Here is a 17,462-nt window from a genome sequence, read left to right as displayed (position 1 = left end):
GCCGCTGTGCGATGGCCACCGTCAGATCACCCATTTTCAGAAGGGACGGTGAGCCGTGGACACGTTGACCATCTGGACGTTCCGCACGGCCGAAGGCGCGGATCGCGCGGCGGAGGCGCTGAGGAGCCTGGCGAAGAACCAGCTGATCTCCGTGCACGACGCCGCGACGGTGTCGTGGCCGGTGGGCGCTTCCAAACCGAAGCTCCGCCAGTTGCGCAATCTGGCCGGCCGCGGCGCGCTGAGCGGCGCGTTCTGGGGCCTGCTCTTCGGCCTGATCTTCCTGGTGCCGTTGCTCGGCGCGGCGCTCGGCGCCACGGCGGGGGCCTTCGGCGGTCTCACGTCGGATTACGGCATCGACGACGACCTGATCAAGGAGATCAGGGGAGACGTCACCGAGGGCACATCGGCCCTGTTCCTGCTCAGTTCGGGTGCGGTCATCGACAAGGTGCGAGACGCCTTCACCGGCGAGGAAACGCCCGAGCTGACCTTCACGAACCTGACGTCCGAACAGGAAGCCGCCCTGCGGGAAAGCTTCCTGCCGGACCAGGAACTCCAGACCGCCGAGGCGCCGGGAACGGGGACGAAATGAGCAGGCAGTGGAGTGCCGGCGCCGATCTCGCCGACCAGTCCGGGATACGGTCGGCCTGGGCCGGATGGATCGTCTTCGCCAGCGTGATCATGCTGATCCTCGGCGCGTTCGACGTCATCGCCGGGATCGTGGCGCTGGCGCGGGGCGACTACTACATCTCGGGCCCGGTGTACTCGATCGTCCTCGACGTGACCGGCTGGGCGTGGGCGCATCTGGTCGGCGGCACGCTGGTGGCGGTCGCGGGTGTCTTCCTCATCTCGGGAGCCATCTGGGCGAAGGTGGTCGCGGTGCTCTTCGCGGCCGGGAACGCGGTGACCCATCTGGTGTTCCTTTCGGCTCATCCGCTGTGGTCGATGCTCGTGATCGCCTTGTGCGTGACGGTCATCTGGGCGATCGTCGTCCACGGTGACGCGGTCCCGAACCGCGAGTCATGGTGACCGATCGGCCTGCGACCCGGACACCGCGGGCGCTCGTCGTCCTGCTCGGCGCGGCCGCGATCGTGGTCGGTATCGCGGGGATCAAAGCGGTCGCGTGGCTGGCGGCGCCGACGTTGCTGGCGCTCGTCATCGTGATCACGCTCAGCCCCGCGCATGGCCGGTTACGGCGCTTCGGTTTCCCGCGCTGGGCGGCGACGGCGGCGCTCGTGGTGTTCGTTTACGGGATTCTCATCGCCTTCTGTGTCGCGATGGTCGTTTCGGTCGCCCAGCTCGCGGCGCTGCTGCCCCGCTACGGCGACCGGATCACGGCCCTGTACGAACAGATCGCCGGCGTGCTGGCGGACTTCGGTGCCGGGCCCGCCCAGCTGCGCGACATCTTCCACGCCCTCGATCCCGGCAAGCTCGTTTCCTATGCCGGTTCCTTGCTCGCCGATCTGACCGGTGTCACCACGAGCCTGGTCTTCCTGCTGGGCCTGTTGCTGTTCCTCAGCGCGGAGACGGCGGACATCGACGGCCGGATCGCCGGCATCGCGGGAGAGCGGGCGCGCACGGCCGAAGCACTGCGTGACTTCGGCCGTCGCGTCCGGGTGTATCTGGTGGTGACCACGGTGTTCGGGCTCGTCGTCGCGGCGATCGACGTCCTCGCGCTGATCCTGCTGGGAGTCCCGCTCGCGGCCTTGTGGGGCCTGCTTTCGTTCGTGACCAACTACATCCCGTCGATCGGTTTCCTGCTCGGCCTCGCCCCGCCCGCCACGCTCGCCCTCCTCGACGGCGGCTGGCAGGCGATGGCGGCGGTCGTGGCGGTCTACGGCGTGATCAATTTCGTGCTGCAGTCGCTGATCCAGCCGCGGTATGTCGGTAACGCGGTCGGCCTGTCCGCGACGGCGACGTTCGTCGCGCTGGTGTTCTGGGCCTGGGTGCTCGGACCGCTCGGGACGTTGCTCTCGGTGCCGGCGACCCTGCTGGCGCTGGCCGTGCTGGTCGACGATCCGGCGCGCAGCTGGGTCACCGCGCTGGTGGGTTCGCCCCGGCGGGAACCCGGCGGCGATCAGAACAGGATGAGCACGACGAAGAAGAGGCACGCCACGATGTTCAGCAACCAGCCGTGGTCGTTCGTCCAATCGCGGACGGCGGGCATGACCCGGGCGGCGCGCCGCCGGAAGAGGAGATAGGCCAAGAGCGGCAGGGCGGCGATCAGCGTGGTGGTCAGGAGGAACGGGACCGCCGCGCCGAACCCCGCCCCGCCGCGGCCGAGTTCGAGGCCGACGACGCACATCACGACGACGTCCGACGGAAAGAACGCGATGAGCAGGAATCCGGTGCGGAATCCTCGCCGCGGGCCCGCGGACATGAGCGTTCCCAGCCATTTCGGCGGTTCCGCGGTCTTCCGGTGCGTCCAGTTCCAGAGCGCGACTCCCAGGAGGAGCGCGACCAGACCGTATTGGATCAGCGTGTAGACGGAGCCGCCCGAGCCGGCGACGACAGGCTCTGGCGGCAGGAATCCCGCCAGCCAGGTGGTGAGCGCGGTTCCCGTCGTCACGGCCGTGGCGACTCCGGCCACGAACGCGAGCGACGTCGGCACCGCGCGCGCCGTCGTGATCAGGATCAGCGCCGACACGAATTGCGGCCCGGCCATCATGGTGATCGCGAGCGGGAGCACTGTGAGCGAGTCCGTCATTCCGTACTTCCCGTCAGAGGGTGTTCCGGCAAAAGAATCGCGTTGCCCGCCGCCGGTTCCCTACGGCGACGGACAACGCTCGCGCGGCGGTGTCACCACCGGAGCCCTGGGCAGAAGCGGGCCGCTCGATCCGCGATCTCCAGAATGCGCGGCCGTCGCGCGGGTTTCTTCGTTCTTAGTGGGTGAAAACGGTTCCTCGATTCCGTCACCCACCGCGAGAAAAGCCCCTCGGAAACCACTCTTCGCGATCGGTGGTGACCTGACTCACCCGTCAAGGAGGAGGTGACTCTCGCACAGGGTGAGCAGGATCGGTCCCCTCACTCGTCTGGGGAATCGAAGGGAGACAATCGGTGAGCACTGAGCCGCGTGGTCGGTCCAGAGCCAAATTCGTTCTGACAGCACTGACCTTCGTGCTGGTCCTTTCGGCGCAACCAGGAAGCCGGTCATCGACGGAAGCGGCACTTTCCGGTATCGGCGTCGTCTTCAGCGGGACATCCCGCGTTTTGGGCTTCGCCTGGCATGTTCTCTCCAGTGTGGCGATGTCATGCGCCGTCCGATGACGCAGGACGAAGTAGCGGTCGTGGTGCCGTCGCCGAAACTGGCGCCGCCACCGCCCGCGTCCGACGTGCTCGAACGGGACCGGTTGATGGACGTCCTCGATCAGGCCACCTCGGGCGAAGTCCCCAGCGTCACCCTGCTCAATGCGCCGGCCGGGTCCGGGAAGACCGTGCTGCTCGGCAGCTGGTTCCGGCGCCGGGCACGCCACCACCCCGGCGGCGAGCACCTGGCCTGGGTCTCCTTGGACGCCAACGACAACAAGGTGTTCTCCCTGTGGTCGTCGGTCCTCCAGGCGTTGTCCCGCGGCGTGGTCCCCGGGCAGGCACTGGCGCGGGACGCCGCCGCGCACGAACGTGTCGGCGCGTTCGTCGACGCGTGCGCGCGGCTCGGGCGGCCGGTGATCCTGGTGCTGGACAACGCACACGAGCTGACCGAGCCGGACGCGGTCAAGAACGTGAACCTGCTGCTGCGCTACCTGCCGTCCGGCGTACGGGTCGTCATCGCGGCCCGGTTCCCGCCGCCGCTGATCCTGCCCCGGATCCGGCTCGAAGGCAGGCTTCGGGAGATCACGGCGCACCAGCTGAACTTCACCGAGGAGGAGACGGGGAAGCTGCTCGCCCGGAAGAACCTCGCGCTGTCCAAGGCGGATCTGGACCGGATCAGGGAGCGAACGGAAGGCTGGGCGGCCGGCCTGCGGTTCCTCACTCTCGCACTGGACTCCGCGCCGGACACCGGCGGGGCCATCCGGGCCTTCACCGGTGACGACCGTCTGCTGGCCGAATACCTGTCCGGGGAGATCGTCGGCCCGCAGCCCGCGTACATCCGCGAGTTCCTGCTGAGCGTGTCGGTGTGTCCCGAGATCACCGACGGGCTGGCCACCCGGCTGACCGGTCAGGAACACGCCGGTCAGATCCTGTACACGCTCACCCGCACCAACGCCCTGGTCACCCAGCACGGCGGCGAAAGCGTGCGCTACCGCTGCCATCCTCTGCTGCGCGACTACCTGCGCGCGGAGCTGAGCCGACGCCATCCACGGGCGTATCGCAAGCTCCACCGTTTGGCGGCGGAATGGTTCACGGACGCCGGAGACGTGCTCACCGCGCTGGAGCACAGTGTCGCGGCGAAGGATGAAGAGCTGATCACGCGCTATATCCAGCGATCGGGTCTGCGGATCGTCCTCAAAGGACACGGGGCACGGTTGCACAAGCTGCTCGGCGCGCTGCCGGAACACCTGCTGGCCCGGCCACAGGTCGCCCTCGTCGCCGCCATCGCGTCCCTCGACGACCACGATCTCGTTGCGGCGGACCGGTACCTCGGCCGGATCGACAATTCGGCCCAGCCGCTGCGGTCCGGACGGTTGCGCGCGTTGAACGCCGTGGCCGTCCTCTACCGCGCGAGGTACGGCGGACAGCTGGACAAGGCGCTCGCCGGGCTCCGCGCCACGAGCGCGGGCGACACCGGCGACGCCGACCTCGACCTGCTGGCGCTGGCCACCCGGGGGACCGCCGCCTTGTGGCTGGGCGACATCCCGGGCGCCGTCGAGGATCTGGAACGCGCGCTGCGGACGGCCACCCTGGAGCGCCGCGACGCCGTCAGCCTGCACTGCGAGATCCACCTCGCGGGTATCGCCTGGGTCCAGGGCGATCTCGCCGGGCTGGCCGTGCACACCGGTGCCGCCCTCGAACTGGCCCGGTCCCACGGCTGGGCGGAGACTTCGCGAACCGCCTTCCTGTACACCGTTCTCGGGCTGGCGGCGTACCAACGGCTGGACCTGGAGAGCGCTCGCCGGTTTTCCGCGCTGGCGTCGCGGCTCTTGCCCGAGGTCGTGGACCCGGCCGTGGAACTGCTGACGGCGACGCTCAGCGCCGCCGTCGAATTCGGCCTCGCGGCCGATCCGCACGCCGTCGTCGAAACGTTGCGGGGGCACCGGAAACGGCTCGCCGGCGAACCGCTCGCGCCGTGGCTGGTCGCCTGCACGGCGCCGATCGAGCAACGCCTGGCCCTCCGCGTCGGAGAACCCACTTGGGCGATGGACGTACTGGAACGGCACCGGCACCTGCTCGCGCCCTACGCCGAGCACGCGCTGCTGAGCACTCTCGTGCACCTGCATCGCGGGCGGACCGGCGCCGCGCGCCGCCGCTTGCGGCCGGTCATCGAGCGGCAGACCAGGACGCTGGTGGCGCACACCCTGATCGAGAGCTGGCTCCTCGAAGCGATCCTCGCCGACCAGGCCGGTGAACAGAACCGGGCGCACACCGCCGTCGGCCACGCGCTCGACCTCGCGGCACCCCAGCAGGCACTCCGGCCGTTCCACGACGCGGGGCAGGACATCCGGGAGCTCCTGGTGCGGGGTGCCGGGCGCTTCGGGCGCACCGAAGAGTTCGCGAGCGCCGTGCTGCAGGCCTTGCCCGCCCACCCCGGGACACCGGTCGATCCACTCACCTCACGCGAGCTCGAACTGCTCACCGAGCTGCCGTCCATGCGCACCGCGGAACAGATCGCCGATTCGCTCTACGTCTCGGTGAACACGGTGAAGACGCACCTGCGCGGCATCTACCGGAAGCTCGGCGTCAATCACCGCCGCGACGCCGTCGTCGCCGCGCGAAGGCGTGGCCTGTTGTAGGCCCCTCGGCTACTCGCGCCAGCCGGACAGCTCGACGCCCTTCGCGACGTCCACCCGGTACCCGAGCGTCACGACGCCCTTCGCGCCTGGAGCGAGCGTCAGCCGCCAGGTGTACTCGCCCAGCTCGGTCCGTTCCACCGGCTCCGGCGTGGTGCGCACGTCCCGGACGGTGATCGCGTCGTCCCGGGAGACCGGTGCCTGGTCCAGCACGGTCACGACGGCTTCGCGCGGGCTGTGGTTGACGATCGTCGTGGTGTAGGCGGCCTCCCGTTTGCGGGCGCCGGACAGCGTCGCCTTGCTCGCCGAGCGGTGCGCGAGTTCGCGTTCGACCCGGATCCGGTCGTCGACGCCGAGGGCGAGTTCGAGCTCCTCACCCGGCGCCCAGACGTCCAGCCGCGTGGTGCCGACGAACTCCGTCTCGTGGAACACCGACGCCTTCCCGGGCCGCAGCGTGTGCTCCGAAGTGTTGACCACGGTCGCCCGCAGGAACGCCTCCGGTGACGCCGCGGGAGCGGTGATGTAGCCCAGTTTCGCCGTCAGCTCCAGCTGCGCGAGCGTCGTGCGGTGGCCCTGCGCTCCCGACGGCACCGCCACCGGGCGTCCGGGCCGGTAGGTGACCGCGGTGGTGCCCTGTTCGACGGACGCGGTCCGCATCGCCATCGGGGGCCCGGCGGGGGCCGCCATGGCCACCGACTCGGGAATCCCGCCGCCCGCGGGTGACGCGCTGCCGTACGCGGCGCGCGCCATCACCGGCTGGACCGGACGCACGCGGTCGAGGAACCAGGGTTCGAGTTCCGGTACCTCCACGGTGTTGGCCGGCCGCGCGGTGGAGAGGGCCAGGTCGCATTCCGGCCAGTCCTCGCCGGTGTGCTGGGTGATCCGCCCGTACCAGGTCACCGAGACGTCCTCGCCGCGGACGCGCACGTCGTAACCCGGCTCCCAGCTCGCGTTCGCGACCACATAGGACAGTTCGAGGCCGATCTCCGCGCCGTCCTCCCGGCTCTCCAGCTCGACCGTGACCGTCGCGCTGTCCACTTCGGACGTTCCCTGTTTCGCCTCGATCTCGCGGTCGAGCGCCTTGAGGTCGTCACGGAGCCGGGCGAGGCGGATGCCGAGTTCGCGCCGCTTGCCCAGCGCCTCGGCCAGTTGCGTGCCGAGTGCGTCGGTGACTTCGGCGACCCGGGGCGGCTCGGCCGTACCCGCCGCGAGAGCCTTCGCGAAACTCTTGCCGCTGCGCGTCGCCAGCCCGGTCAGCAGGTCGACCTTCGCCGTCTCCGCGGCGACCGCGTCCGCGACCTCGTCGACCACCGCCTGATCGGCCCGTCGCCGTTCGGTGAGCGCGCGCAGGGACGCGTCCGCGGGCGCGGGATGGCGCTCGACGGCGACGTCGACCCCGGCGATGACCGCGGGACCGGAACCGGTGACGCGGACCGAATCGGTGTCCAGGTTCCACGGAAGGCCCGCGAAGGCGAAACGCGTTTCCCCGTCGAGGGCCGCCGAGGCCCGCCTCGTGATCCGGGCGTGGTGCGGATAGACGGTGACGGCGACGATCGGTGCTTCCAGGGTGCTCGGCATGCCTCCGACGTTAGTCTCTTGACACCCGTTCGGGTGGCCGGAAACCTCAGCTGCGTCTTGCCCGTCCGCCCTTGGGGGTCACGTGAGAGTCGCCAGGCTCGCCGCCTTGTTCACCGCAGTCCTGGTTCTTCCAGCGACCGCGTTGCCCGCCCAGGCCGACACGCCACCGGCGCCGGTCTTCAAGGACGGCCAAGCCCAGCCGGTGTTCGACCCGGCGGACGTCATCCGGGAGAACGTCTGGGTCACCGCGCCGGTCGACAGCGACCACGACGGCAAGGATGACCTCGTGCACGCGGAGGTCGTGCGGCCTCGCGCGACGCAGCAGGGCATGAAGGTCCCGGTCGTCTACCAGGCCAGCCCGTACTACGCGGGCGGCAACGACGTCGCGAACCACAACGTCGACGTGGAGCTGTACGTGCCCGGCGCGAAGCGCGCTCCGGCGGGCCCTCGGATCGCGACGAAGACCGTCGGCCCGAACGCGGCACCGATCAGCTGGCGTTACCAGGACTACTTCACCGCTCGCGGGTTCGCCGTGGTGTACGGGGAGTCGCTCGGCAGCGGTCAGTCCACCGGGTGCCCGAGTACCGGCGACGTCAACGAGACCATCGGCGCGAAGTCCATTGTGGACTGGCTGAACGGCCGCGCGACGGCGCGGGACGCGGCGGGCAAGGCCGCGGTCGCGGACTGGAGCACCGGCAAGACCGGCATGACGGGCGTCTCCTACAACGGGACGCTGCCCAACGCGGTGGCCAGCACCGGCGTCGAAGGGCTGGAGACGATCGTCCCGATCGCGGCGATCTCCAGCTGGTACGACTACTACCGCAACGACGGCGCCGTCGTCGCGGCCGGCGGTTTCCAGGGCGAGGACGCGGACGTGCTCGCCGATTACGTCTACACGCGCCAGGATCGCGCCGTCTGCCGCCCGCTGATCGACCGGATCGCCGTCGACCAGGACCGGGTGACCGGTGACTACAGCCGCTTCTGGGACGTGCGGAACTACCGCAACGACGTGAACAAGGTGCGGGCGTCGGTGCTCGTGGTGCACGGCCTCGGTGACTGGAACGTCAAGACCGACCAGGGCACCCGCTGGTACGAGATGCTCAAGGCGCACGGTGTCGAGCACAAGATCTGGCTGCACCAGGCCGGGCACGCCGACCCGTACAGCCTCCGCCGCGACGTCTGGCTCGTCACGCTGAACAAGTGGATGTCGCACTACCTCTACGGCATCGACAACGGCATCGAGCGCGAGCCGAAGGCCACCATCCAGCGCGAGGACAAGTCGTGGGTGGACGAGCCGGAGTGGCCGCTGCCCGGCACCCAGGACGTCAAGCTCTACCCGTGGCCCGGCGGTTCCTCGAAGGGCAAGCTCGACACGCGCAACCCCGTTCCGGGCAAGGCCGCGGTCGAGACGCTGGCGGACGACGCGAGCAAGACGATCGAGCAGCTCGCCGCCGCGGCCTCGTCGGGCAACCGGCTGCTGTACTCGACCACCGCGGCGAAGCAGCCCGTGCGGCTCTCCGGAACGGTGAAGACCGACCTGTCGCTGTCGTTCGACAAGCCGGCGGCGAACGTGACCGCGGTGCTCCTCGACCGCGCTCCGGACGGGACGGCGAAGGTGATCACCCGGGGCTGGACCGACCCGCAGAACCGGCGTGACCCCGCCAAGACCGAACCGCTCACCCCTGGTGAGAAGTACAAGGTCGAGGTGGAACTGGTCGCGAAGGACTACCTGCTCGCGGCCGGGCACAAGATCGAGTTCCTGGTGGCCTCCAGCGACCACGACTACACGCTCCGGCCGAAGCCGGGCGCCGGCGTCTCGGTCGAGCTGAACCGGACTTCGCTGGTACTGCCGGTGGCGGGCGGCAAGCCCGCGCTGCGTGCCGCCTTCGGCTGAGCGAACCTGCATCCGGATGCCCGGCGCTCGCTATGCCGCGACGTCCGTGAAGGCCTCCTTGCCTACCCTGAAAGTAGGGAAGGGGGCCTTCACGGAATGCAGGGCGGGCGAGCGCGGCGGTGGCCGGCTGGGTCACGTCTCGTGAGTGGTAAGGACGGTTAGAACGGACCGGTATTTGTCTCCCCACGTCTGAGCAGGGCGAATGCGAAGTGTCGGCGGGTCGTCGAAGGGGGCGCAGGTCTCGGAGTCCGGTGACGTCGGACGCTCGCCGCGACACGGTCGAGTGTGGAGTTTTCGGTGCTTTCTGTGTCCCTTCTCCCACTTTCGCTTGGGCCCGATGGGGCTTTGCTGGTTCGCCCCGGTGTGTGTTGGATTGGGTAAAACCACCGTCCTAAATCCTCCCCACTCGCCGACATCGGCCCCCGCCACGGCAGAACGACGAGGGCAAGGCCAGCAGGTAAGCAAAGAGCGGTCCATCAGAACGACACTTGCCACTCACGGCCCCCTGCGAAACCGCACCGGGCCGCCGACGAGGTACGGCCCAAGAGCGGCACTGACCACCGGTTATACGACTTACCGTGGCCCTTGCCCTCAGGCAGGGAAGGGGGCCCTCACCACGTCACCGATGTGCCGTGGTGACGCAGAGGCTTTCACGGCACATCGGTGCCGCTGCCGGACGGGACGGGATCCGGCGTTTCCGGGTGGAAAACGCCGACCCGACCTCGGGCTTGTACGGAAAATGTATTTCCCCCGGCTTTGCTCCCTGCTGTCCGGCTTCCCCACCTGATGGAGGTCTCCATGTCCAGGTTGCGCCGTTTCGCAGTGCTCGCCGCGGCCGCCGTTCTCCCCGCGCTCGGCCTGACCCTCGCCGGTACGACGCAGGCGTCGGCCGCCCCGAACTTCCAGGTCCCCTTCAAATGCGGCGTCACGGTCACGGCGGCGACGTTCAGCGGGCACAGCCCGGCGTACTCGGTCGACTTCCAGAAGTCGGGGATCACCGGGATGCCGGTGCTGGCGTCGGCGGGCGGCACCATCACCCGGGTCGCCAACGAAGGCAGCACGAGCTACGGGCGCTGGGTCGAGATCGACCACGGTGGCGGCTGGCGTACCCGGTACGCCCACCTGTCGACCCAGTCCGTCTCGGTCGGCCAGGCCGTCAGCCTCGGCAAGCAGATCGGCACGGCCGGCGCGACCGGCGGCGTGACCGGCCCGCACCTGCACTTCGAAGAGCGGCTCAACGGAGTGGTGCAGAAGGCGGTGCTGAACGGGGTCGCGGTGCCGTACTACGGCCACACGAACTTCACCAGCAAGAACTCGTGCGGCGGCAACCCGTACGAGGCCACCGAGGTATGCGGCAGCGGCTTCTCGGTCGTCGACTCGCAGGGGCTCGCGAACGGTTCGGGAACCGCGTACCTGCTCTACAACGCTTCGACCAAGTCCAACTGCGTCACCACACTGAAGGCCGTTTCGCTCGGCACCGCTTCGCCGGTTTCGGCGTTCCTCGAGGTGCAGGGTTCGGCTCGCGTGACCGACTCCGGCAGCTTCACCTACTACGCCGGACCGGTGAAGAAGACGGCCGCCTCGACCTGCGTCAAGTGGGGCGGTTCGGTCGGGTCGAACGCCTACGAGAGCCCGTTCGAACACTGCGACTGACCCTGCGGAGCCCGGCACTGTAGAGCGCCCCACCGACAGGATCGGCGTCCCGCGATCGGTCCCGCGGCGGTTGTCCACAACGGTCCCGGCTGTCCACAGATGTGTCCCGCCCCCACCCAGCGGCCCCATTCCCGCCGCAGGGTGGGGGCATGACCACTTCCACCCCGACCAGCAGGACCAAGGTCGATCTGACGGATCCGGCGGACCTGCTCGCCGCGATCCCGTACCTTCTCGGATTCCACCCCGAGGACTCCGTCGTCGTCTTCGGCCTTCGCGGGCCGGGCCGGATGAAGCAGGGCCTCGTCATGCGCGTGGACCTGCCGCCGCCGAGCCTGGAACAAGACCAGGCCCGTGACCTGGCGGTCAGGCTCGCCATGACCGGCCACACCGGTGCCACCGTCGCGGTGATCGGTGGTGGCACCGCGAACAAGGCGGGACGGCCACCGCGCCGCCGGTTCGTCCGGCGCCTGGAAGCCTCGCTGGCCGAGTACGAGATCTCGCTGACGCATTCGGTGTGGGCGCCGAGTATCGCCGCCGGCGCGCGCTGGGGCTGCTACCGGGAAAGGACCTGTGGCGGTGTCCTGCCGGACCCACGCGACTCGGTGGCCGCCGCGGTCGTCACCGGCGCCGGGCAGATCACCCGCGCGAGCCGGGACGAGCTCGAGCGTCTCTTCGATCCCGTCGCGCCGGAGACGCTCGACCGCCGTACCGATCTCCTCACCAGGATGGCCGATCCGCCGTGGCGAGGGCGAGATCCCGTCCAGGCCGGAGTCGCCGAGGTGAACGCCGCGCTCACCCGCATCGCCGACGGCGACCCGACGATCACCGACGACCAGGCCGTCCGGCTGGCCTGGGCCCTTTCCCTCGTCGAGGTCCGGGGCGCCTGCCTGCTCACCGCCGCTCCCGCGGAGTCACGCCTCGCCCGCACGGCGGAGGAGCTTTGGCTCAGGTTGGCCCGGGAGTTCCCGGCGCCGGAAGCCGCCGAGGCGCTGGCGCTGAAAGCACACGCCGCCTACGTCCGCGGCGACCTGGCGACCGCCGGGATAGCCCTGGCCAGGGCCGGCGAAGCCGATCCCGACCACGGGCTGACGAAGCTGCTGACCACGGCCCTGCACACGATGGTGCAGCCGTCCGAACTGGTCAGGGTGGTCCTGATGCAGCGGGCCGAAGGAACTCCCGAGATCCGCCTCAGGCGGTCCGGCGGGACCGGGTGAACGCCCACGCGTCGGCCACGATGCCGTCGAGGTCGGTGCGCTCGGGCTTCCAGCCGAGTTCGTTCCCGGCCCGCTCACTGGAGGCCACCAGCACCGACGGGTCGCCCGCCCGGCGCGGCGCGACCGCGGCGGGGATCTCGTGACCGGTGGTGCGGCGGCACGCCTCGATCACCTCGAGCACCGAGAAACCGGTGCCGCTGCCGAGGTTGTAGATGCGGTGCTCGCCGTCGGCCGCGTGACGCAGGGCCAACAGATGCGCGTCAGCGAGGTCGACCACGTGGATGTAGTCGCGGATGGCGGTGCCGTCCGCGGTCGGATAGTCGTCACCGAAGATCTGGATCCGCTCGCGGTCCCCGGTGGCGACCTGGAGCACGAGGGGGATCAGGTGGGTTTCGGTGGTGTGCCGCTCGCCGAAGGAGCCGTAGGCGCCGGCGACGTTGAAATAGCGCAGGCTGACGGCGGCGATGCCGTGGGCGCGCGAGAACGAGGTGATCGCGTGGTCGATGGCCAGCTTCGTCGCGCCGTAGGTGTTGGTCGGCTGCGTCGGCGCCGTCTCCGGGATGGGGGAGGACTCGGGTTCGCCGTAGGTGGCCGCGGTGGAGGAGAACACCAGCCGCTTCGTGCCGTGGTCGCGCATCGCCTCGAGCAGGCGGAGCGAGGTCAGGACGTTGCCTTCCCAGTACTTCGCCGGATCCGTCATCGATTCGCCGACCAGCGATTTGGCGGCGAAGTGGAGCACACCGTCGAAGCCGTCGCCGAGCAGGCGCTGGGCGACCTCGGCGGCGTCGCCCTCGACGAAGGTCGCGTCCGGGTGCACCGCGTCGGCGTGCCCGGTGGAGAGGTCGTCGACCACGGTGACGTCGTGCCCGGCCTCGATGAGGCGGGCCGCGCAGACACTGCCCACATAACCGGCTCCGCCCGTCACCATCAGCTTCAGGGTCTTGGTCGGTTCGTCGGTCACGTTCGCGCCTTTCTGCTGCGGATGCGGTCGCGGCCCAGTGTCCTCGCCCCCGGGCACGAGGCGCGCCCGGGGGTGCGGGTGCGGTCCACGGAATCCGGCCCCGGCGTGTTCGCCCTTCAAACACGCGAGTTCCGCCTCCAAGCACGCGAGTCACGTGCCTGGACACGCGAATCACGCCGTGGGGCCGGACAGCGCCTAGAGCTCGTCGCGGCCGGCGCCGCGCGACGGCACCGCGGTGAACAGCCTGGGGTGGCGCAGATCCGCCGCTTCGTACGCGGCCTTCACCGCTCGCCCCACGGTGTCCACATCGGACTCGCGGACCAGCGCGATCGCCGACCCGCCGAAGCCGCCGCCGGTCATCCGCGCGCCCAGCGCCCCGGCTTCACGGGCCGAATCGACGGCGAGGTCGAGCTCGCGGGTGGAGATCCGGTAGTCGTCGCGCATGCTCACGTGCGAGGCGTCCAGCTGAGGGCCGATCTCGGTGATCCGGCCCGCCCGCAACAGGCTCACCGTGTCGAGGACGCGCTGGTTCTCCGTCACCACGTGGCGCACCAGCGGCACGAGTTCGTCCGGCAGCTTGGCGAGCGCGGCGTCCAGCCCGTCGACGCCGATATCCCTCAGCGCCTTCACCCCGAGCAGCTCCGCGGCGCGCTCGCAGCCCCTGCGGCGTTCGCCGTAGCCGCCCTCGGCGTGCGAATGCTTCGTGCGGCTGTCCATGATCAGGATCCGGACGCCGGATTCCTCCAGCGGGAACGGCACCTGCTCCATCTCGCCGGAGCGGACGTCGAGGAACAGCACGTTCGATTCCGTGCAGCACAGGGAAGCGGTCTGGTCGAGCAGGCCGGTCGGCGCCCCGACGAAATCGTTCTCCGAACGCTGCACCCAGCGGGCCACCTCGTGCAGGGACGGCGAACCCGCGCCCGCCCCCGGGGTGATGCCCGCCAGGCCCAGGAGAGCGAGCGCGACGGCGCATTCGAGCGCGTGGGACGAAGACAGCCCCGCCCCGGAGGGCACGTCCCCCGCGATCGCCACGTCCGCGCCGCCGCCGAGACCCTGGTCGCGCAGGACCCACGCGACCCCGGCCGGGTACGCGGCCCACCCCTCGACCGAGCCTGGCCGCAGATCGGCGATGGCGAGCGAGCCGGATTCCTGCACCCGGCCGTCCGAGCCGAGGGTGGCCACGGTCAGCACACCGTCCTCGCGCGGCGTCGCCGCGGCGGCGAGCCGGTGCGGGAGGGCGAACGGCAGCACGAAACCGTCGTTGTAGTCGGTGTGCTCACCGATCAGGTTCACCCGGCCCGGAGCGGACCAGACGCCGGCCGGAGCCCGGCCGTGGAGGCCCTGGAAGGTCTCCGCGGCGTCGGACGCGGCGCTCACCTGGCCTGCGCCAGCACGGCGTGCAGCGCCGAGACGGGTACCTGCGCGGTGCTGCTCCCACCGGTGACCTCGATGGTCCCGCCGGGCGCCGTCTTGCCGACCTTGACCCGGCTGCCGGGCACGATGCCGACCGACTTGAGCTCCGTCATCAGCGTCTCGTCCAGCTGGACGTGCTCGGCGATGCGGCGGATCTCGACCTCGCCGCCACCCATGCGGGCGAACTCGTCGAGCCGCACGAGGTCGGCTTCGGCGGGCGGGGCGGGATCACCGTCGCCGAGCTTGTCCAGCCCCGGGATCGGGTTGCCGTAGGGCGACGTGGTGGGGTGGTCGAGCAGTTTGACCAGCTTGCGCTCGACGGCCTCGCTCATCACGTGTTCCCAGCGGCAGGCCTCGTTGTGGACGTGCTCCCACTCCAGGCCGATGACATCGACCAGGAGGCGCTCGGCCAGCCGGTGCTTGCGCATGACCGCGATGGCGAGTTCGCGACCGTGTTCGGTCAGCTGCAGATGCCTGTCGTCCGCGACCACGACCAGCCCGTCGCGTTCCATCCTGGCGACGGTCTGGCTCACGGTCGGGCCGCTCTGCTGCAGCCGCTCCGCGATCCGGGCCCGCAGCGGGACGACACCTTCTTCTTCGAGCTCGTAGATGGTACGCAAGTACATCTCTGTGGTGTCGATGAGATCGTTCACGCTGTCCCCTTCGTCCGCGTTGCTCATCGTAGTCGCTGGCACCGACAGCGACGCAGGCGTGGGGACAACAAGCACCGAGGCGGGAAAAGTCCCCCAAGCTGGTCGCGGAGCCGTGAGGCACGGGAAGATGGGCCCATGCGCCCCATGATCACCACCGGCGAACTCGCCGCGCAGCTCTCCGGGCCGGAATCGGCACGCTCCGTGATCCTCGACGTCCGCTGGCGGCTCGCGGGCCCGCCGGGAGCCGATTCCTACCGTGAAGCGCATCTCCCGGGCGCGGTGTACGTCGACCTCGACACGGCGCTCGCCGGGGCGCCGGGTGAGGGCGGCCGTCACCCGCTGCCCGAACCGGAGACGTTGCAGCGGCACCTGCGGGCGGCCGGGGTCCGCGCCGGTCACCCGGTCGTGGTCTACGACGACTCCGACGGTTCGGTCGCGGCCCGGGCGTGGTGGTTGCTGCGCTGGGCGGGGCATGCCGAGGTCGCGGTGCTGGACGGCGGGTTCGCGGCCTGGGCCGAGGAGGAACGCCCTGTCACCGACGAGGTCCCTTCGCCTGCGGAGGGCGACATCGTCGTCGAGCCCGGCGGCATGCCGGTGCTCGACGCGGCAGAGGCCGCCACCCTCGCCAGGGATGGGCTGCTCCTCGACGCGCGGGCGCGGCCGAGGTACGCGGGGGAGACCGAGCCGATCGACCCGCGCGCCGGGCACATCCCCGGCGCGGTCAACGCGCCCTTCTCCGGGCACGTCGGAGAGGACGGCCGCTGGCGTGACGCCTCGGAGCTGGCCGAGCGGTTCGAAGGGCTCGGCGTGGCCCCGGAGACCCCGGTCGGTGTCTACTGTGGATCGGGCGTCACCGCCTCGTCCGTCGTGCTCGCGCTCGAGGTCTCCGGTCACCCGGGGCCCGCGGCGCTGTACGCGGGTTCGTGGTCGCACTGGTCCCGCGATCCGGAGCGCCCGGTGGCCACGGGGGATCTGCCCGGCTGACGCGCGGGCGGTCCGGAGCGGCGCGCGACCCGACGCAGGGCACTAGAGTTCGGGCCATGCGAGCACCGGCCGTCGTATGGGACTCCTCGCTGCTGGGTTACGACCTCGGCGGCGAGCATCCGTTCAATCCGGTGCGGCTCGAGCTGACCATCCGGCTCGCCACCGAACTCGGTGTGCTCGACGGGGTCGAATTGCTGATCCCCGGCCCGGCGGGCGACGACGAGCTGCGCCGCGTGCACCTCGGCGAGTACATCGAGGCCGTCCGGCAGGCCCCGATGACCGGTGCCGATTTCGCGCACGGGCTCGGTACCGAGGACAACCCGGTGTTCAGCGGGATGCACGAGGCCTCCGCGCTGGTCGTCGGTTCGACGCTGCTGGCCGCGCGGAAGATCGCCGAGGGCGAGGCGACCAGGGCGGTGAACATCGCCGGCGGGCTGCACCACGCGATGCCGGGCAAGGCGTCGGGCTTCTGTGTCTACAACGACTGCTCGGTGGCGATCTCGTGGTTGCTGGACCACGGCTTCGACCGCGTCGCGTACGTCGACACCGACGTCCACCACGGCGACGGCGTGCAGACGGCGTTCTACGACGACCCGCGGGTGCTGACCGTTTCCCTGCATCAGCACCCGTTCACGTTGTGGCCGGGAACGGGCTACTCCGCGGAGATCGGCAAGGGCGGCGCCGAGGGCACCGCGGTCAACCTGCCGCTGCCGCCCGGCACCCGCGACGGCGGCTGGCTGCGGGCGTTCGAGGCGGTGGTGCCGTCGCTGCTGGAGCAGTTCCGGCCGCAGATCCTCGTCACCCAATGCGGCGTCGACTCGCACGAGGAAGACCCGCTGGCGGACCTTTCGCTTTCGGTGGACGGCCATCGCGCCATCTACCGCAGGCTGCGCGAGCTGGCCGAAACGCATACCGGCGGCCGCTGGCTGGCCGTGGGCGGCGGTGGCTACCAGCTGATCCGGGTGGTGCCGCGGTCCTGGACCCATCTGCTCGCCACCGTGCTCGACCGCGACGTCGACCCGGCGACGTCGCTGCCGCCGAACTGGGTCGCGTCGATCTCCAGGGCGGCGCCGAAAGCCGAGATCCCGGCCGGCATGTCCGACGACCGCGACACCGCCTTCGTCCCGTGGGGGGACGGCGAGGACGAGCCGGTCGACATCGCCATCCGCGACACCCGCCGCGCGATCTTCCCCCTGCACGGCCTCGATCCGGACGATCCGAGGGACTGAA

At 70.4% G+C, this 17,462-nt stretch carries 13 protein-coding genes and 1 pseudogene; 9 read left to right on the top strand and 5 right to left on the bottom strand.

Annotation, left to right across the window (positions count from 1 at the left end; genetic code table 11):
- Window positions 1-55: 55 nt before the first annotated feature.
- From ACIRGA_RS08445 to ACIRGA_RS08435, 3 genes are read left to right on the top strand one after another with little or no spacing between them, the layout of a single operon-like run.
- Window positions 56-589 carry a DUF1269 domain-containing protein gene (locus ACIRGA_RS08445; protein ID WP_400938124.1) on the top strand — a complete coding sequence of 178 codons (534 nt, stop codon included), beginning with the start codon at window positions 56-58 and terminating at the stop codon, window positions 587-589.
- Window positions 586-1,026 carry a hypothetical protein gene (locus ACIRGA_RS08440; protein ID WP_400938122.1) on the top strand — a complete coding sequence of 147 codons (441 nt, stop codon included), beginning with the start codon at window positions 586-588 and terminating at the stop codon, window positions 1,024-1,026. The genes ACIRGA_RS08445 and ACIRGA_RS08440 overlap by 4 nt, the downstream gene beginning before the upstream one ends.
- Window positions 1,020-2,198 (top strand): AI-2E family transporter, encoded by a 1,179-nt coding sequence (locus tag ACIRGA_RS08435; RefSeq protein ID WP_400938119.1) that lies wholly within the window; start codon window positions 1,020-1,022, stop codon window positions 2,196-2,198. Before ACIRGA_RS08440 ends, ACIRGA_RS08435 begins: the two co-directional genes overlap by 7 nt.
- On the opposite strand, the pseudogene ACIRGA_RS08430 reads toward ACIRGA_RS08435, so the two are convergent.
- Window positions 2,141-2,662 (bottom strand): annotated as a pseudogene (locus ACIRGA_RS08430) (GAP family protein); the annotation flags it as partial. The gene ACIRGA_RS08435 and the pseudogene ACIRGA_RS08430 sit on opposite strands and share 58 nt — an antisense overlap.
- A gap of 598 nt (window positions 2,663-3,260) precedes the next feature.
- Between ACIRGA_RS08430 and ACIRGA_RS08425 the strand changes: the two are divergent.
- Window positions 3,261-5,885, top strand: coding sequence for a LuxR C-terminal-related transcriptional regulator (locus tag ACIRGA_RS08425; protein ID WP_400938117.1), 2,625 nt, complete (start codon window positions 3,261-3,263; stop codon window positions 5,883-5,885).
- A 9-nt stretch (window positions 5,886-5,894) separates the two neighbouring features.
- Here ACIRGA_RS08425 and ACIRGA_RS08420 read toward each other — a convergent pair whose 3' ends face one another.
- On the bottom strand, window positions 5,895-7,460 hold the full coding sequence (locus tag ACIRGA_RS08420; RefSeq protein ID WP_400938114.1) for a DUF4139 domain-containing protein: 1,566 nt from the start codon (window positions 7,458-7,460) through the stop codon (window positions 5,895-5,897).
- Between the two features lie 82 nt (window positions 7,461-7,542).
- On the opposite strand from ACIRGA_RS08420, the gene ACIRGA_RS08415 reads away from it, so the two are divergent.
- From ACIRGA_RS08415 to ACIRGA_RS08405, 3 genes are all read left to right on the top strand, one after another.
- Complete coding sequence (locus ACIRGA_RS08415) at window positions 7,543-9,354, top strand: Xaa-Pro dipeptidyl-peptidase (RefSeq protein ID WP_400938111.1); 1,812 nt, start codon at window positions 7,543-7,545, stop codon at window positions 9,352-9,354.
- A 798-nt stretch (window positions 9,355-10,152) separates the two neighbouring features.
- The gene (locus tag ACIRGA_RS08410; protein WP_400938109.1) at window positions 10,153-11,007 is read left to right on the top strand and encodes a M23 family metallopeptidase; all 855 of its coding nucleotides are present in this window, start codon (window positions 10,153-10,155) and stop codon (window positions 11,005-11,007) included.
- Between the two features lie 149 nt (window positions 11,008-11,156).
- Complete coding sequence (locus tag ACIRGA_RS08405; RefSeq protein WP_400938106.1) at window positions 11,157-12,221, top strand: DUF4192 domain-containing protein; 1,065 nt, start codon at window positions 11,157-11,159, stop codon at window positions 12,219-12,221.
- Here ACIRGA_RS08405 and galE read toward each other — a convergent pair.
- From galE to ACIRGA_RS08390, 3 genes are all read right to left on the bottom strand, one after another.
- Window positions 12,196-13,149, bottom strand: a complete 954-nt coding sequence (gene galE, locus ACIRGA_RS08400; RefSeq protein WP_400938223.1) for a UDP-glucose 4-epimerase GalE — start codon at window positions 13,147-13,149, stop codon at window positions 12,196-12,198. The two genes, ACIRGA_RS08405 and galE, sit on opposite strands and share 26 nt — an antisense overlap.
- Window positions 13,150-13,377: 228 nt before the next feature.
- Window positions 13,378-14,559, bottom strand: a complete 1,182-nt coding sequence (gene galK / locus ACIRGA_RS08395) for a galactokinase (protein ID WP_400938103.1) — start codon at window positions 14,557-14,559, stop codon at window positions 13,378-13,380.
- Window positions 14,556-15,275: a metal-dependent transcriptional regulator gene (locus ACIRGA_RS08390; protein WP_016332755.1), complete on the bottom strand. Its 720-nt coding sequence runs from the start codon at window positions 15,273-15,275 to the stop codon at window positions 14,556-14,558. Before ACIRGA_RS08390 ends, galK begins: the two co-directional genes overlap by 4 nt.
- A 108-nt stretch (window positions 15,276-15,383) precedes the next feature.
- Between ACIRGA_RS08390 and ACIRGA_RS08385 the strand changes: the two genes are divergently transcribed.
- Together ACIRGA_RS08385 and ACIRGA_RS08380 are read left to right on the top strand one after the other, a co-directional pair.
- On the top strand, window positions 15,384-16,232 hold the full coding sequence (locus tag ACIRGA_RS08385; protein WP_400938100.1) for a sulfurtransferase: 849 nt from the start codon (window positions 15,384-15,386) through the stop codon (window positions 16,230-16,232).
- 56 nt (window positions 16,233-16,288) lie between these two features.
- On the top strand, window positions 16,289-17,461 hold the full coding sequence (locus ACIRGA_RS08380) for an acetoin utilization protein AcuC (protein WP_400938098.1): 1,173 nt from the start codon (window positions 16,289-16,291) through the stop codon (window positions 17,459-17,461).
- Window position 17,462: the final 1 nt, after the last annotated feature.

Origin of the sequence: Amycolatopsis sp. NPDC102389, assembly GCF_044765885.1 — a bacterium.
Classification (GTDB): Bacteria; Actinomycetota; Actinomycetes; order Mycobacteriales; family Pseudonocardiaceae; genus Amycolatopsis.
This window is presented reverse-complemented; position numbering and strand designations above follow the sequence as displayed.

Bases quoted from the DNA above. Each gene is read 5' to 3' on its own strand.
- ACIRGA_RS08440 (WP_400938122.1), top strand. From the start codon at position 586: ATGAGCAGGCAGTGGAGTGCCGGCGCCGATCTCGCCGACCAGTCCGGG.
- ACIRGA_RS08435 (WP_400938119.1), top strand. From the start codon at position 1,020: ATGGTGACCGATCGGCCTGCGACCCGGACACCGCGGGCGCTCGTCGTC.
- ACIRGA_RS08425 (WP_400938117.1), top strand. From the start codon at position 3,261: ATGACGCAGGACGAAGTAGCGGTCGTGGTGCCGTCGCCGAAACTGGCG.
- ACIRGA_RS08420 (WP_400938114.1), bottom strand. From the start codon at position 7,460: ATGCCGAGCACCCTGGAAGCACCGATCGTCGCCGTCACCGTCTATCCG.
- ACIRGA_RS08410 (WP_400938109.1), top strand. From the start codon at position 10,153: ATGTCCAGGTTGCGCCGTTTCGCAGTGCTCGCCGCGGCCGCCGTTCTC.
- ACIRGA_RS08405 (WP_400938106.1), top strand. From the start codon at position 11,157: ATGACCACTTCCACCCCGACCAGCAGGACCAAGGTCGATCTGACGGAT.
- galE (WP_400938223.1), bottom strand. From the start codon at position 13,149: ATGGTGACGGGCGGAGCCGGTTATGTGGGCAGTGTCTGCGCGGCCCGC.
- ACIRGA_RS08390 (WP_016332755.1), bottom strand. From the start codon at position 15,275: ATGAGCAACGCGGACGAAGGGGACAGCGTGAACGATCTCATCGACACC.
- ACIRGA_RS08385 (WP_400938100.1), top strand. From the start codon at position 15,384: ATGCGCCCCATGATCACCACCGGCGAACTCGCCGCGCAGCTCTCCGGG.
- ACIRGA_RS08380 (WP_400938098.1), top strand. From the start codon at position 16,289: ATGCGAGCACCGGCCGTCGTATGGGACTCCTCGCTGCTGGGTTACGAC.